The organism is Bacterioplanes sp. CLAM21 (assembly GCF_059641015.1).
This window is the reverse complement of sequence record NZ_CM184929.1, coordinates 1175992-1191157: the sequence shown is the minus strand read 5'-3', so window position 1 is coordinate 1191157 and position 15166 is coordinate 1175992. Positions and strand designations below refer to the sequence as shown.

General features: G+C 50.1%; 12 protein-coding genes. All 12 read right to left on the bottom strand.

The genetic code is table 11. From position 1 onward, the window contains the following. Positions 1-2: 2 nt before the first annotated feature. Positions 3-2732, bottom strand: a complete 2730-nt coding sequence (secA, locus tag AC55FS_RS05625) for a preprotein translocase subunit SecA (protein ID WP_496935091.1) — start codon at positions 2730-2732, stop codon at positions 3-5. Between the two features lie 136 nt (positions 2733-2868). Further along, positions 2869-3795, bottom strand: coding sequence for a M23 family metallopeptidase (locus AC55FS_RS05620; RefSeq protein ID WP_496935090.1), 927 nt, complete (start codon positions 3793-3795; stop codon positions 2869-2871). 128 nt (positions 3796-3923) lie between these two features. Continuing rightward, on the bottom strand, positions 3924-4832 hold the full coding sequence (gene lpxC, locus AC55FS_RS05615; RefSeq protein WP_496935089.1) for a UDP-3-O-acyl-N-acetylglucosamine deacetylase: 909 nt from the start codon (positions 4830-4832) through the stop codon (positions 3924-3926). Positions 4833-4924: 92 nt separating this feature from the next. After that, positions 4925-6091, bottom strand: a complete 1167-nt coding sequence (gene ftsZ, locus AC55FS_RS05610; RefSeq protein WP_496935947.1) for a cell division protein FtsZ — start codon at positions 6089-6091, stop codon at positions 4925-4927. 57 nt (positions 6092-6148) lie between these two features. Continuing rightward, complete coding sequence (gene ftsA, locus AC55FS_RS05605; protein ID WP_496935088.1) at positions 6149-7384, bottom strand: cell division protein FtsA; 1236 nt, start codon at positions 7382-7384, stop codon at positions 6149-6151. Then, positions 7381-8175 (bottom strand): cell division protein FtsQ/DivIB, encoded by a 795-nt coding sequence (locus tag AC55FS_RS05600; protein WP_496935087.1) that lies wholly within the window; start codon positions 8173-8175, stop codon positions 7381-7383. The genes ftsA and AC55FS_RS05600 overlap by 4 nt, the downstream gene beginning before the upstream one ends. Further along, positions 8168-9088 (bottom strand): D-alanine--D-alanine ligase, encoded by a 921-nt coding sequence (locus AC55FS_RS05595; protein WP_496935086.1) that lies wholly within the window; start codon positions 9086-9088, stop codon positions 8168-8170. The genes AC55FS_RS05600 and AC55FS_RS05595 overlap by 8 nt, the downstream gene beginning before the upstream one ends. Next, a complete protein-coding gene (gene murC, locus AC55FS_RS05590; RefSeq protein WP_496935946.1) occupies positions 9085-10494 on the bottom strand; it encodes a UDP-N-acetylmuramate--L-alanine ligase in 1410 nt (469 codons plus the stop codon). Before murC ends, AC55FS_RS05595 begins: the two co-directional genes overlap by 4 nt. Positions 10495-10537: 43 nt before the next feature. After that, a complete protein-coding gene (gene murG, locus AC55FS_RS05585) occupies positions 10538-11596 on the bottom strand; it encodes an undecaprenyldiphospho-muramoylpentapeptide beta-N-acetylglucosaminyltransferase (protein ID WP_496935085.1) in 1059 nt (352 codons plus the stop codon). Next, positions 11593-12744 (bottom strand): putative lipid II flippase FtsW, encoded by a 1152-nt coding sequence (gene ftsW / locus AC55FS_RS05580; protein WP_496935084.1) that lies wholly within the window; start codon positions 12742-12744, stop codon positions 11593-11595. Before ftsW ends, murG begins: the two co-directional genes overlap by 4 nt. After that, entirely contained in the window at positions 12741-14078 is a 1338-nt protein-coding gene (murD, locus tag AC55FS_RS05575) for a UDP-N-acetylmuramoyl-L-alanine--D-glutamate ligase (protein ID WP_496935083.1), read from the bottom strand. The genes ftsW and murD overlap by 4 nt, the downstream gene beginning before the upstream one ends. Positions 14079-14083: 5 nt before the next feature. Then, positions 14084-15166 (bottom strand): phospho-N-acetylmuramoyl-pentapeptide-transferase, encoded by a 1083-nt coding sequence (gene mraY / locus AC55FS_RS05570; protein WP_496935082.1) that lies wholly within the window; start codon positions 15164-15166, stop codon positions 14084-14086.

The window sequence follows — 15166 nt, the reverse complement described above, 5'->3', positions numbered from 1 at the left end:
TCCTATGACAAACTGCCGTGGCAGTGCTTGTATTTTTTCCCTGAGCCACATGGGCAAGGCTCATTGCGCCCCACTTTAGGCTCGTCCCGGACAAAGGTTTGAGCTTCTTCGGCTTCAGCTTCAACCGGCTGTTCAGCTCCTAACCCGCTGGCGCTATCGTGCTGGTATTGAGCAGCGGCCGCTTGCGCCTCAGCCTCTGCGCGACGGCGCTCTTCCATTTCACGCACTTCATCTTCCTGGCGCACCTTAACGTGGGACAAGACTCGAATGGTGTCGTGCTTGATGTTATTCAGCAGCTCCTGAAACAGTTCAAACGACTCGCGCTTATATTCCTGCTTAGGATTCTTCTGGCCGTAACCACGCAGGTGAATCCCCTGACGCAAGTGATCCATGGTAGCCAGGTGCTCTTTCCACAAGTTGTCGACAATCTGCAACATGACTTGCTTTTCAAAGGTGCGAATTACGTCGCTGCCCACTGCCGCTTCTTTTTCTTCATAAGATTGAGAAATAGCCGCCAGAATACGCTCACGCAGCGTTTCTTCGTACAGTTTGTCTTCACTGTCGAGCCACTGTTGCAGCGGCAATTCAACATCAAACTCGGCGTGTAAGTGCGCTTCCAACCCGGCAATATCCCACTGATCTTCCAAACTTTGCGGTGGAATATACGAATCAATTGCACGCTGAACAACGTCACTACGAACGTTTTTAATCACATCAGAAATATCGTCTGCTGCCATCAGCTCATTACGCTGATCGTAAATCACGCGGCGCTGATCATTGGCGACATCATCGTATTCGAGCAACTGTTTACGAATATCAAAGTTGCGTCCTTCGACTTTGCGCTGTGCCTTCTCTACGGCATTGGTAACCATCTTGTGCTCGATGGACTCACCGTCTTTCATGCCCAAGGCTTGCATCATGTTGCGCATACGCTCAGACATGAAGATACGCATCAGGTTATCTTCCAGCGATAGGAAAAACCGGGTAGAACCGGCATCGCCCTGACGACCAGCACGGCCACGTAACTGGTTGTCGATACGCCGAGATTCGTGGCGCTCGGTACCAATGATGTGCAAACCGCCGGCTTCTAGTACAGCATCGTGGCGCTGTTGCCAGTCAGTTTTAATGCCTGCAATTTGCTCTTCTGTGGGATTTTCCAGCGCGGCTATTTCCGCTTCCCAGCTACCGCCCAGTACGATGTCGGTACCACGGCCCGCCATGTTAGTGGCAATGGTGACCGTTCCTGGACGACCGGCTTCAGCAATAATTTGAGCCTCGCGATCGTTTTCTTTGGCGTTCAGAACATTGTGAGGCACCTTGGCCTTACTCAATACCTGAGAAATATATTCCGACGACTCAATCGATGCCGTACCGACCAATACCGGACGTTTTTCGGCAATGACTTGGCGAATTTCTTCCACCACCGCATCGTATTTTTCGCGTTGCGTTGCAAAAATCACATCGTTGTAGTCGATACGTTGCACTGGCTTGTTGGTCGGAATGACCACCACATCGAGGCCGTAAATTTGGCGAAATTCGAAGGCTTCGGTATCAGCAGTACCCGTCATACCGGCAAGTTTGCCGTACAGACGGAAATAGTTTTGGAATGTGGTTGATGCCAGGGTCTGACTTTCAGCCTGAATATTCACACCTTCTTTGGCTTCAATAGCCTGGTGCAGACCTTCGCTCCAACGACGACCCGGCATAGTACGACCAGTGTGCTCATCAACGATCACAATCTGACCGTTTTGCACAATGTAATCGACGTTCTTTTGATACACAGCGTGTGCTTTCAGCGCCGCATGTACATGGTGCAGCATGTTTAGATTGCTGGTGGCATATAAGCTTTCACCATCTTTCAGAGCGCCGGCCTCAGTCAGTAGTTCTTCGACGAACTCATGACCTTCTTCGGTTAACTCGATCGAGCGCTGTTTTTCATCAACGATAAAGTGGCCACTGACGGTTTCATCTTCTTCGTTGCGTACACCCTGCTCTAATCGCGGCACCAGCTGGTTTATCAAACGATATAGCTCAGAGCTGTCTTCCGCAGGACCAGAAATAATCAACGGTGTACGCGCTTCGTCGATCAGAATGGAGTCAACTTCATCGACGATGGCAAAGCTGAGGTCACGCTGCATCTTGTCGTCGATGGAAAAGGCCATGTTGTCACGCAGATAATCAAAGCCAAACTCGTTGTTGGTACCATAAACAATGTCACAACGATAAGCATCGCGCTTTTCTTCGGCGCCCTGGCCTGGTACGACGATACCCACGGTCATGCCTAAAAATTCAAACAGCGGGCGCATCCAGTTGGCGTCACGGCGCGCCAGGTAATCGTTAACAGTGACCACATGCACGCTATTGCCCGTCAGAGCATTCAGATAAGTTGGCAAGGTCGCTACTAGGGTTTTACCTTCACCGGTGCGCATTTCTGAAATACGCCCCTCGTGCAAGGTGATACCACCGATCAGCTGCACGTCAAAGTGGCGCATGCTCATCACTCGACGGCTGGCTTCGCGACAGACAGCAAATGCTTCTGGCAACAAACTATCTACGGTTTCGCCACTTTGCAGACGTTGTTTAAACTCAGAGGTTTTAGCTGCCAGCGCCTGATCATCTAGGCCTTTCAGCCCCTCTTCCAAATCGCCAATGCGGGCAACCAGCTTGCCCATACGTTTCAATTCGCGGTTGTTCTTGCTGCCAACCAGCTTACGAAAAAAGTTACCTATCATGGTGTTGTTATAGTCCAAACAAAATAGTGCGAGCCGGGTCGACAGACACAAGGTCAGTCAATCAGCGCCAAGCCGAAAAGTCGGTAAAGGCTACTTATAACCCAGAATGATGACAAGCGTATTGAACCGGCTCACGTCAGCGAGGACGGCGGTGAATATAAGCGGCAGGATCGACCGTACGGCCGTTTTTATAAACTTCAAAATGAACGTGAGGACCGGTGGAGCGACCGGTACTGCCCATTAAGGCAACAACATCGCCTTTACGGACGACATCGCCCACCTCAACCTTGAGTTCCTTGCAGTGCGCATAGCGAGTTTTGTAGCCATTGCCATGGTTGACTTCAACCAGGTTGCCATAGCCATAGCGGTCACCCGACCAGGTCACCACTCCAGCGGCAACGGAGACAATGTCGGAACCTTCTTTGCCAGCAAAGTCGACACCACCGTGCCAAGCTGGTCGACCAGTGAATGGATCGGTACGCTGACCGTAACGGGAGGACATCCAGCCACGCGTGATAGGACGACCGGCAACAAAGGTATCTTTACTGAGCTTGTCAGCCGACATCAAATCATCCAGCACTTCCAGCTGCTGTTCACGACTGTCAATGCTGGCGGCCAGCTGATCCAGAACATCGTTGATCTCGGGCGCGCGATAGGCTTGCCCTAACTCACCAGGGCCACCAACGGCTGGTGCCACACCAAAATCAAACTCTTCACCCTGCAAGTCAGCTACATCGATGAGCCGCTCACCGAGGGCATCAAGTCGAACCAACCGAGCCTGCAACTCGGCTAGGCGTAACGTGAGTGCGTCTAGTTCCTGCCCAGTTTGCTGACGAATTTGTTGTAGCTGCTGGCGCTGATGATCGAGGTCACGCTCCCAGGCCTTGGCGGTATTGAGGTCAAGGATGCCTTCATCTGCCAAATGCTGAGCCAGCCAATAGCCTCCCGCGCCCATGGCGAAGGGAAGGGCGAACAACAACCCCAGCATCACCGTCTTTGCCGATGTACTCAGGGTTAATGTTTTTGATTCACCGTGCCGGCGTCCGACAATAATGATGTTCATAACATCCGGGTCAGGGCTGCTGACGCTTCCTCACTGCTGACGAGTGTTAGTCACTCAAATACGACAAAGGCCATCTAATAGTATGGCCTTTGTAGGAGAATACTCAATTCAGCGTTGAATGCAACGCATTAACCCGCTGCAGCTGGGCGCATATAAGCAATAGGAGCGTCTTGCTCACTAAATTCAACGAATTCCCAAGCATCTTCACAGGCCAACAACTCACGCAACAAGCAGTTGTTCAGACCATGGCCAGATTTATAACCTACAAACTCGCCAATCAGGCTATGCCCCAGAAGATACAGATCACCTACCGCATCAAGAATCTTGTGCTTAACAAATTCATCATCGCTGCGCAGGCCGTCTTCGTTAAGAACTCGATAGTCATCCACCACGATGGCACATTTAACGCTGCCTCCCAGTGCCAGATTCTGCGAACGCATGTACTCCAGATCTTTGGTGAAACCAAACGTTCTAGCACGACTCACTTCTTTTACATAGGATGTTGAAGAGAAATCCAAGCTGGCCTTTTGCACACTTTGGCGTAATACCGGGTGGTCAAAGTCAATTTCAAAGCTGACCTTGAAGCCATCATAGGGCATAAAGCTGGCTATTTTATCCCCATCTCGTACTTCAACCTTCTTCTTAATGCGGATAAAGCGCTTCGGTGCATCCTGTTCCTGAATACCGGCAGATTGAAGCAAAAATACGAATGGGCCTGAGCTGCCATCCATAATTGGCACTTCTTCAGCACTCAATTCGACCACGGCATTATCAATGCCAAGGCCAGCTATGGCTGACAATAGATGCTCTACGGTATCAACCCGCACGCCATCCTTTACTAATGTGGTAGACATGGTTGTGTCACCGACATTCAATGCATGCGCTGGGATATCCACGACAGGGTCAACATCGACACGGCGAAACACGATACCGCTGTTCACTGGCGCAGGCTTGAGTGTCAGGTACACTTTTTCCCCTGAGTGCAAGCCAACGCCAGTCGCGCGGATCGTATTTTTTAGGGTTCGCTGTCGGATCATACGGACATTCCTGCCATTCCTGAGTATTTTTTAAACAATTTCAAAACGGCTGGCATTATAACAACTCTTGCGCCTGACGCTAGTGCGCCAAATTAGTCTGCCTGACGGCGCAAGAATGCCGGAATATCCAAATAATCCATGTCTGGCTTGGAGTTAACCTCTGCCTGACGTGCCGCATTACCACTGGTCTGATTGTGTGCAACAGTGCGTTCCGCTCTGCGAGACTCACTAACAGTTTCGCTCTGACGCTGGGTATTGTCGACTACCACTTCTGTTTTAGGCGGTTCTGACACCGCTTCGTTAACGCTACCCAAGCCAGTCGCCACCACCGTAACACGCAATTCGTCTGACAGCTCAGGATCAATTACAGTTCCTACGACAACTGTTGCATTTTCTGAAGCAAACTCTTCAACCACGCTACCGACTTCAGAGAACTCTCCCAGCGACAAATCAAAGCCTGCAGTGACGTTCACCAAAATGCCACGCGCACCTTGCAGATCCACATCTTCTAATAGTGGGCTACCTATAGCCGCTTCTGCCGCTTCTCGCGCACGATTATCGCCCGTTGCAGAACCGGTGCCCATCATGGCTTGACCCATTTCAGACATCACAGTACGAACGTCAGCAAAATCGACGTTGATCATCCCTGGGCGAGTTATTAAATCAGCTATACCTTGTACCGCTCCGTGCAGCACATTGTTCGCTTCTTTAAACGCATCGAGCAGTGAGGTATTTTTGCCAAGCACTGCCAACAATTTTTCGTTGGGAATGGTGATCAAAGAATCAACATGCTCGCTGAGCTGCTTTAACCCCTGATCCGCAATGCTCATGCGCTTACGGCCTTCAAAAGGAAATGGCTTAGTGACAACAGCTACGGTCAAAATACCGAGTTCTTTTGCAACTTCTGCCACCACCGGCGCACCACCGGTACCAGTACCACCGCCCATGCCTGCGGTAATGAAAACCATATCAGCGCCGCTAATCGCCTCAACTATGCGCTCGCGGTCTTCGATAGCCGCTTGACGACCGATATCCGGGTTGGCTCCTGCACCTAACCCTTTGGTCAGATCGCCACCCAGTTGAATAATCGACCGTGAATGCACATTACGAAGAGCCTGCGCATCTGTATTGGCACAAATAAAATCAACGCCATCGATGTGATTATCGACCATGTGCTGAACGGCATTACCACCACCGCCACCGACACCGACGACTTTGATCACTGCTGATTGTTGAATGTCGTCCGCTAATTCGAACATATCCCCTTCTCTCTGAGACATTGCCAGACCTCCTCGCCGTGCGTTTCTAATTTAATCTCAAAAATTCACTTTTATCCATTCTTTCAGGCGGCCAAAGGCGCCTTTTTCGTTGTCTTCCGGTTGACTATTTGCTATGGGTATTTGTTGTTGTTTTGCCGCATACAATAATAGTCCGACAGCCGTCGAATAAATGGGATTATTGATAACATCCGTCAAGCCACTCACTCCTTGTGGACGGGACAAACGCACCGGCATATGGAAAATCTCTTCAGCCAGCTCCACGACACCTTCCATTTTTGCGGTGCCACCAGTTAAAACAATACCTGCTGCGACCAAATCCTCATAGCCACTGCGTCGCAATTCTGCCTGAATTAAGGTAAATAATTCGTCATAACGTGGTTCCACCACCTCTGCTAGCGCTTGTCTGGACAAATCGCGTGGTGGCCGGTCGCCTACGTCTGGGACTTTGATCATCTCGTCGGCTTTTGCCAGTTGAGTTAAAGCACAGGCATACTTGATTTTTATTTTTTCGGCATGTTGCGTCGGTGTACGCACCGCCATCGCAATATCGTTGGTTACTTGATCACCTGCGATAGGAATGACGGCGGTATGACGTATTGCGCCTTCTGTAAAAATAGCGATATCAGTGGTACCACCACCAATGTCGACCATACACACACCCAATTCACGCTCATCATCCGTTAATACAGCATAGCTGGATGCTAGCTGCTCAAGGATGACTGCATCGGTTTGAAGCTCACATTTATTGATGCAACGTTCGATGTTTTGCACAGCATTCTGCGAACCGGTGACTAGGTGTACTTTTGCTTCCAGGCGCACTCCCGACATTCCCACTGGCTCTTTAATGCCTTCTTGATTATCTACCACATATTCCTGCGGCAGTACGTGCAAGATGCGCTGATCTCTGGGAATGGCGACCGCTTGCGCAGCTTCAATAACACGCTCAATATCCGTCTCGGTAACTTCACGATCACGGATAGCAACGATGCCATTGGAGTTCATCGACTGAATATGAGAGCCTGCGACACCGGCAAAAACGCTGTGGATACGGCAGCCAGCCATCAATTCCGCCTCTTCCACTGCACGGCGAATCGACTGCACAGTGGAATCGATATTAACCACCACACCTTTTTTTAATCCACGGCTAGGGCTGGTTCCCAACCCCACAATCTCAATACCGCCACTACTATCTAGCTGCCCTACGATGGCAACAATCTTAGAGGTGCCTATATCTAAACCAACGAGCATATTATTGTCTGTTGCCTGACTCATGATCCATTCTCCTGCTGGCGCCAGCCAATGGCTGCCCCTTTGCCATAACGCAAATCCAATCGGGCCACCTGCTGCTCGGGCAAGTTATCTAATAACCGCACCATGCGTTGTAATCGCTGCTCCAGATAGTCTTGCCCCAATGCGACATTCCAACCGTTACTTAAATACGCAGCTATCGAACCGCTGCTGCTAACACTTAAGTGCTCAATTTTTATTTTCCGCCCCTGCAGTACTTGCTGTACCAGCCTGTAACTCCGTGCTGCGCGATCAGCATAACGCTGATGAGCGCTAATTTTTGGCAAACGGGTGCTGTTGTAGTTCTCTGGTTTAATACTAATCCGCCCGTTTGAATCTAATAACGAATCATCATTCCAGCGGGCAACCGGCAGCGCTTCCTGCACTCGTACAATGACGCTGGATGGCCATTTTTTATGCACAGAGACGGCAGCCACCAATGGCAACTGCAGCAATTCTGCTCGTACCTGTGACAGGTTTGCGGTAAAAAACGATTCCTGTTTCAGCCACAAAAGCTGCGTAGCAATGTCCTGAGCAGAATGAATTGCCATGCGTCCTTCAACAATAACCTCGGTAATCGGCCAATAGCGGTAACTAATATGTGCAAACACCACCACCACCGCTAGCATGACCAGCATACTTAACGCCTTCCACGGCACAGTAACATCTGGCAACTGCGGCCATGTCCATTGTCGTTTTTCTGCTTTTACCAATGGCGTCGCTCCCCTTTTGGGAGGATCAGTCTTACGCGTTGACCAACGTTTGGAGTCAGACATATTGTCTCTCCAGCGCCAGGGCTAATATATTTTCTGCCAACTCGCCAAAACTCCAACCCAAAGCAGCCGCCGCCATAGGGACCAAGCTGTGATCTGTCATACCAGGGCTGGTATTGGCTTCTAATAGCCAAAACTTTCCTTGTTCATCTTGCATCACATCGATGCGGCCCCAACCTTCGCAACCCAGCAATTCAAACGCGGTTAAACATAATTGCTGCAAGGCCGCTTCATCTTCTTTGCTTAATCCGCACGGCAACAAATATTGTGTATCGTTTGCCTGATACTTAGCATCGTAGTCGTAAAAATCATGTGGTGTTTTTAATTGGATAACCGGCAAGGCCTGTGAACCCACAATGGCGACGGTAAATTCACGCCCCGTCACCCACTGTTCGGCAATGACCATGGCATCGTATTCACAAGCAAATTGATAGCTCTGCTGCAATGATGTCGCATCACTGACCCGACGCATACCAATGCTAGAGCCTTCGCGTGATGGTTTAACGATGGCATTACCATTCAACTGCTCAATTATTTGGTGCCAATCACAGTCGGTGGTTAATATTTGTGCTGGCGGTGTTGGCAAACCAGCTGCTTGCCACAATAATTTTGTCCGCCATTTGTCCATAGCAATTGCAGAAGCCATAACACCGCTGCCGGTGTAGGGCTTATCCAGCCATTCCAACACACCTTGAATTGTTCCGTCTTCACCACCACGGCCATGCAATGCAATAAATGCGACGTCAAATTCCAATTCTGCCAGCTGAGCAATAACATGACGTTGAATATCGACTTCAACAACATCGTGCCCACGCTGTCGCAGCGCTTCGGCTACCGCAGTGCCGCTATTCAGTGACACTTCACGTTCGGCCGACATTCCGCCTTTAATAACTGCAATCCTTCCCAACGACTTCATGCTTGCACCTCTTGCAACCATAGTGGAAGTTGTTGAGTCAGCTGCTGGGCAATGGCTCCGATATCTCCCGCTCCTTGGGTTAACAAAATATCACCTGCTTGCAAATGGGTGGTTAAAATGGGTTGCAATGACTCGCCACGATCAATAAATACCGGGTCTAACTGTCCACGCTGGCGAACGCTACCACACAAAGAGCGACCATCCGCCCCCGGAATGGCTTTTTCACCTGCGGGATACACTTCCATCAGTAGCAAAACATCGGCGCGCGATAATACCCGTACAAAATCTTCATACAAGTCGCGCGTACGGCTATAGCGATGGGGCTGAAACAACATCACTAGGCGGCGCTCAGGAAAACCGGATCGAATTGCATCAATGGTAACGTCAAGTTCTTTAGGGTGATGACCATAATCATCCACCAACATAACGTCACCTTGAGCCAATGGCACCTCTGCACACACAGTAAAACGACGGCCAACACCGGCAAAATTTTCCAGTGCGGTTTGGATAGCGTTATCAGCAACACCTTCATCATCTGCAACAGCAATGGCAGCCAGAGCATTTAGTACATTATGTTTGCCTGGCATGCGCATACGAATTGCTAAGTCTGCGCGGCTACCCGGACGACGCACTTTAAACTGGGTATACATGCCCTGTTGCGACAAGTCATAAGCCTGATAATCCGCGTCTTTTGCAAAACCATAGGTCACAAATTGACGGCTGACATCAGGCAAAATCGAGCGTACATGATCGTCATCAACGCACAAAACCGCTAGACCATAAAATGGCAGGTTGTGCAGGAACTCAATAAAGGTGCTCTTTAATCGTTCAAAGTCGCCATCATAGGTGGACATATGATCGGCATCGATGTTGGTGACAACAGCGACCATGGGCTGTAAATGCAAAAAGCTGGCATCACTTTCGTCTGCCTCAGCCACCAAATATCGACTTCCACCTAAACGCGCATTAGCTCCGGCACTGTTAAGCTTGCCACCAATAACAAAGGTCGGATCTAGATCAGCCTGAGCCAGAATGCTGGTTACCAGACTGGTGGTGGTGGTTTTACCATGGGTGCCAGCGATGGCGATACCATGGCGAAAGCGCATCAGCTCAGCCAACATTTCTGCCCGGCGCACAATGGGTAAACGACGCTGAGTCGCGGCTTGAATTTCCGGGTTAGTGTTATCCACAGCAGATGAAATGACCAATACATCAGCGGCATCCACATTCGACGCCTGGTGGCCATGGTAAATCGTCGCCCCCAATTGCTGTAAACGTTCCGTGACCGCGCTGGATTTAAGATCCGAGCCACTAATACAGTAACCTTGGTTCAGCAGTACTTCAGCGATGCCACACATACCAACGCCACCAATTCCAACAAAATGAATGGTGCGAACCCGGCGCATCTCAGGCACCGCAAAATGGCTGGCAGTGGTTACAAGGTTGGATTCACCCACGAATCATTTTCTCCAGATGTTCTACTACTTGGCTGGTCGCATTGGCTGCGGATTTATTTTTTGCCTGCTGGGCTAGGTTTATCAACTGCTCACGGTGCTGCTGAAAATACTGCAAACGTTGTCGTAACAAGGTTACGGTTAAGTCTTTTTCAGCTATCAGTTCCGCCGCTCCCTGCTTAGCCAAGCTATTGGCATTGGCCGTTTGGTGATCATCAACGGCATAAGGGAATGGAACAAAAATCGCGGCGCGCCCTGCTGCAGCAACTTCCGACACCGTAAGGGCTCCAGCACGACACACAATTAAATCGGCATCAGCGTATGCACCAGGCATGTCGTTAATAAAGTCACAGACTTTGGCTTCAATTCCGGCCTGGCGGTACTGTTCAGCTAACATCGCCAAATGATTTTTGCCGACTTGATGCACCAGCACAGGCCGGTCTTCGGCTGACAGACTTTGCATCGTTTCAAACACCACTTTATTTAGCGCCATGGCACCTAGGCTGCCGCCGACAACCAACACATGCAGTCGCTGTCTTTCAAGTGGCGGAGGCTGAATATGGTGAAATGCTTCTCGCACCGGATTTCCACAGGTAATCGCACCAGGCAATGCACCTGGAAATGCCTGCAGCGTTAGCTGAGACAGAGGTCTAAGCCATTTGTTGGTCATGCCAGGAAAAGCGTTTTGTTCGTGAATCGCCAACGGGCAGCCTGATAGCTTAGCAGCGACGCCAGCAGGCCCGGTAACATAGCCACCAAAGCCAATCAGCGCCCGCGGTTTCAGCTTTTTAATAACTTTACGCGCTTGCCAAGTCGCTTTAATAATTCGCCAAGGTGCACTCAGCAAACCGCGTATGCCTTTACCACGTAACCCAGTAATCGAAATACTGTGCAAATGAATGCCATGTTCGGCCACCAGTTGCTGCTCGATACCATGTGGTGTGCCCAGCCAATGTACTTCGTAGCCTTTATGCACTAACTCATGAGCAACACTTAACGCCGGAATGACATGGCCACCGGTACCCGCCGCACTGATTAAAATACGATTAGTCATGCTGCCACCTCCTGAGTAGAAGGTGTCTCATAAGCCACACGTAAAACGATTCCCACCATGGCGCAGCACACCAGTAGGCTACTGCCACCGTAACTAAAAAACGGCAAAGTTAGCCCTTTAGTTGGCAGCAATCCGGTATTTACCCCCAGGTTAATAATCATTTGCAGTGCCAACAGAGAGGCAATACCGGCAACGATATAGGCCCCATACAACTGCCCCTGCTGTTGCGCTTTCCAGGAAACCCGCCAAACCAAGGCAATAAATACCGCCAACAAAAGTAGTGCGAGGGAAGCACCGAGCAAGCCGGTCTCCTCTGCCCAGATGGCAAATACAAAGTCTGTATGCGCTTCAGGCAGGTAAAATAGCTTTTGAATGCTCTCGCCTAAACCAACACCTAGCCAATCACCACGACCAAATGCAATCAGTGACTGAGTTAATTGGTAACCGCTGCCATACACATGCTCAGGTGCCCACGGGTCCATGTAAGCGGTCAGTCGCTCTACCCGGTAGGGTTCCATCATAACCACAACGACACTAATAAAACCGACACCCAGCACCAGCAGAAAAAACTGGCCAGCTTTGACGCCACCCAGGAATAACAAAATCAAGGCCGTTCCCATCAACACCACCACCGCACCAAAGTCCGGCTCCATTAGCAGTAACGACACCATCAGCCCTAAAATAATGAAAGGCTTCATAAAACCTTTCCAGCTTTGCTGCACTTCGTCCTGGCGACGAATCAAATAGCCAGAGATGTAGAATACCGCGGCGAGCTTAGCAATTTCCGACGCCTGAATTTTAATAATTCCCAAGTTTAACCACCGGCGGCTACCGTTCACTTCGTGACCAATGCCGGGCACAAACACCAGCATCAGCGCCAATACACCCAGTAATAAAAATAAAGGCTCTATACGCGACCAAAAAGCCAACGGTATCTGACTCACCAAGGCCACGGCGGACACGCCCAAAATAACGTAAGCAGCGTGGCGAATACTGAAGTAGGCGGCATTGCCAGTGTAATAATCCGCTATCCCCGTCGATGCCGACGCCACCATGATCCAGCCCAGCAACAACAGTCCGAGCCACGGCCAAAAAAGCGGTTGCTGCCATTGCCAATTCCAGCGCGCTGAAAATAACTCGTTGCTCATGGTGTTAGCTCCAAAGACCGAACAGCATGAACAAACGCATCACCGCGCTCACTGTAGTTTTTATACTGATCAAAACTTGCACACGCCGGAGAAAACAATACACAGTCGAATGGACGCAAGTCTGCAACAATAATCTGCAGCGCTTCATCCAATGTCGAAACCACCTGAGCATCGCACAACGGCTTGATTTGCTGCGCGATCAGCGTCGCATCGCGACCAAACAATACGCTTTTATACACATATTGCTGGCAAGTTTGTGCCAGCTCAGAAAAGTCCTGTTCTTTACCAACGCCGCCACCAATCCAGAACAATCGGCCCTGGCCACTCAGCCCTTCAATAGCCGCTTTGGTGGAACCGATATTGGTCCCCTTGGAGTCATTGATATAACGCACACCTGCAATATCCGCCACAACCTGACAGCGATGTTCAAGGCCAGCGAATTGACGCAAAAAGTCTTTGCTAGGCCAAGGGTCAATATCAGTAGCTACCACGAGTGCCAGCGCTGCCAAAACATTGGACAAATTATGTTGACCACTGACACCCAACTCTGACACTGACATCAAAGGCTTATTGCACACCTGTATCCAGCTTTCACCGTCGTGCTCAACCACGGTAATATCGCCAGCTTGCTGTAGCGAAAAAGAAATACAGGGCAACTTAGAATTTGGCGTGCTGGCTGGGTCGTCTAAATTCACCACTGCTTTATTAGCACTAGCAAAAATTCGCTGCTTGGCGGCAGCATAAGCGGCCATATCAGGATAGCGATCCAGATGGTCCGGGCTCAGATTCAGCAACACTGCCGCGCGAGAGGGCAATTGATGACACGTTTCCAATTGAAAACTGGATAATTCCACCACATACCAGTCAGGCTGATCGGGTTCTAACAATGCCTCTAATACGGGGATGCCGATATTACCGACCGCACGCGCGCTGGCTCCAGTAGCCTGTAACATGCCTGCCACCAAGCTTGTGACCGTGCTTTTTCCGTTGGAGCCTGTAATAGCAATAAATGGTGTTTTCACGGCATCGGCAAACACCTGCACATCGCTACTGACTTCAACTCCCGCTGCTATTGCCGCTTGTATTTGAGGCGTCGCCAAAGCGACACCAGGGCTTAGCAATATACGCTGATACTGGCGCATATCTAATGCGCTCCAATCTGCTAATAGCAAGTGCGAGTCAGTAAAGGCCTGCCATTGTTCCAGTTCTGGTGGCTGTTGGCGGCTGTCGCACGCATCAAATGGCCAGCCTTGGGCACGGCAATAGCGTGCACAGGACAGTCCAGTCTGTCCCATGCCTACGATTAACTGTTTGCCGTTATGCATACGCGCCATAGTTGCTACCGGATTTTTAAGGTGGCTAATCCCACCAACACAAGAATGATGGTAACGATCCAAAAACGCACAATCACACGCGGTTCTGGCCAGCCTTTTAATTCAAAGTGGTGATGCAGTGGTGCCATACGAAAGATGCGTTTGCCGGTCATTTTGAAAGAAGCCACCTGTAAAATAACCGACACGGTTTCGGCCACAAAAACACCGCCCATAATAAAGAGTACGATTTCCTGACGCACAATCACCGCCACAACACCCAGCGCAGCACCTAACGCCAGCGAGCCAACATCACCCATAAACACTTGCGCGGGATAGGTGTTGAACCATAAAAAACCAACACCAGCGCCAACGATAGCGGCACAAAACACCACCAACTCACCGGCTCCGGCTACATAGGGAATATGCAGGTAGTCGGCAAAATTAACGTTACCTGCCAGGTATGCACAGACACCTAAAGCGGCGCCAACCATCACCGTTGGCATAATCGCCAAGCCATCCAAACCATCGGTTAAATTCACCGCGTTACTGGAGCCTACGATGACAAAGTAGGTTAAAACGATAAACATCAGCCCCAGCTGCGGCATAACGTCTTTAAAAAATGGCACCACCAACTGTGTTTCTTGTGGACTTTGAGCGCTGTAAAACAAGAAGCCAGCAGCCAATAACGCCATCACCGACTGCCAGAAGTATTTCCAACGCCCTGGCAAACCACGGGAGTTTTTCTCCACCACTTTGCGATAGTCATCAACCCAGCCAATGGCACCAAACAACAGCGTCACCAACAGCACTAGCCAGACAAACCGGTTATCCAGATTACCCCACAGCAAGGTACTGATAGTGATGGATAATAAAATCAATACACCGCCCATGGTCGGCGTACCCGCTTTACTTAAATGAGATTTTGGCCCGACTTCTCTGATTGCCTGTCCAATTTGATATTCACGCAATTTGCGAATTATCCAAGGCCCTAACATCAGCGATACCATTAATGCGGTAATCACCGACAAAATAGCGCGCAACGTAAGGTAACTGACTACGCCAAAACCCGATTCAAATTGTGCTAGCCATTCACCCAGCCACAAAAGCAT

Bases quoted from the DNA above. Each gene is read 5' to 3' on its own strand.
- AC55FS_RS05620 (WP_496935090.1), bottom strand. From the start codon at position 3,795: ATGAACATCATTATTGTCGGACGCCGGCACGGTGAATCAAAAACATTA.
- lpxC (WP_496935089.1), bottom strand. From the start codon at position 4,832: ATGATCCGACAGCGAACCCTAAAAAATACGATCCGCGCGACTGGCGTT.
- murG (WP_496935085.1), bottom strand. From the start codon at position 11,596: ATGACTAATCGTATTTTAATCAGTGCGGCGGGTACCGGTGGCCATGTC.
- secA (WP_496935091.1), bottom strand. From the start codon at position 2,732: ATGATAGGTAACTTTTTTCGTAAGCTGGTTGGCAGCAAGAACAACCGC.
- mraY (WP_496935082.1), bottom strand. From the start codon at position 15,166: ATGCTTTTGTGGCTGGGTGAATGGCTAGCACAATTTGAATCGGGTTTT.
- ftsW (WP_496935084.1), bottom strand. From the start codon at position 12,744: ATGAGCAACGAGTTATTTTCAGCGCGCTGGAATTGGCAATGGCAGCAA.
- AC55FS_RS05595 (WP_496935086.1), bottom strand. From the start codon at position 9,088: ATGAAGTCGTTGGGAAGGATTGCAGTTATTAAAGGCGGAATGTCGGCC.
- murC (WP_496935946.1), bottom strand. From the start codon at position 10,494: ATGCGCCGGGTTCGCACCATTCATTTTGTTGGAATTGGTGGCGTTGGT.
- ftsZ (WP_496935947.1), bottom strand. From the start codon at position 6,091: ATGTTCGAATTAGCGGACGACATTCAACAATCAGCAGTGATCAAAGTC.
- AC55FS_RS05600 (WP_496935087.1), bottom strand. From the start codon at position 8,175: ATGTCTGACTCCAAACGTTGGTCAACGCGTAAGACTGATCCTCCCAAA.
- ftsA (WP_496935088.1), bottom strand. From the start codon at position 7,384: ATGAGTCAGGCAACAGACAATAATATGCTCGTTGGTTTAGATATAGGC.
- murD (WP_496935083.1), bottom strand. From the start codon at position 14,078: ATGGCGCGTATGCATAACGGCAAACAGTTAATCGTAGGCATGGGACAG.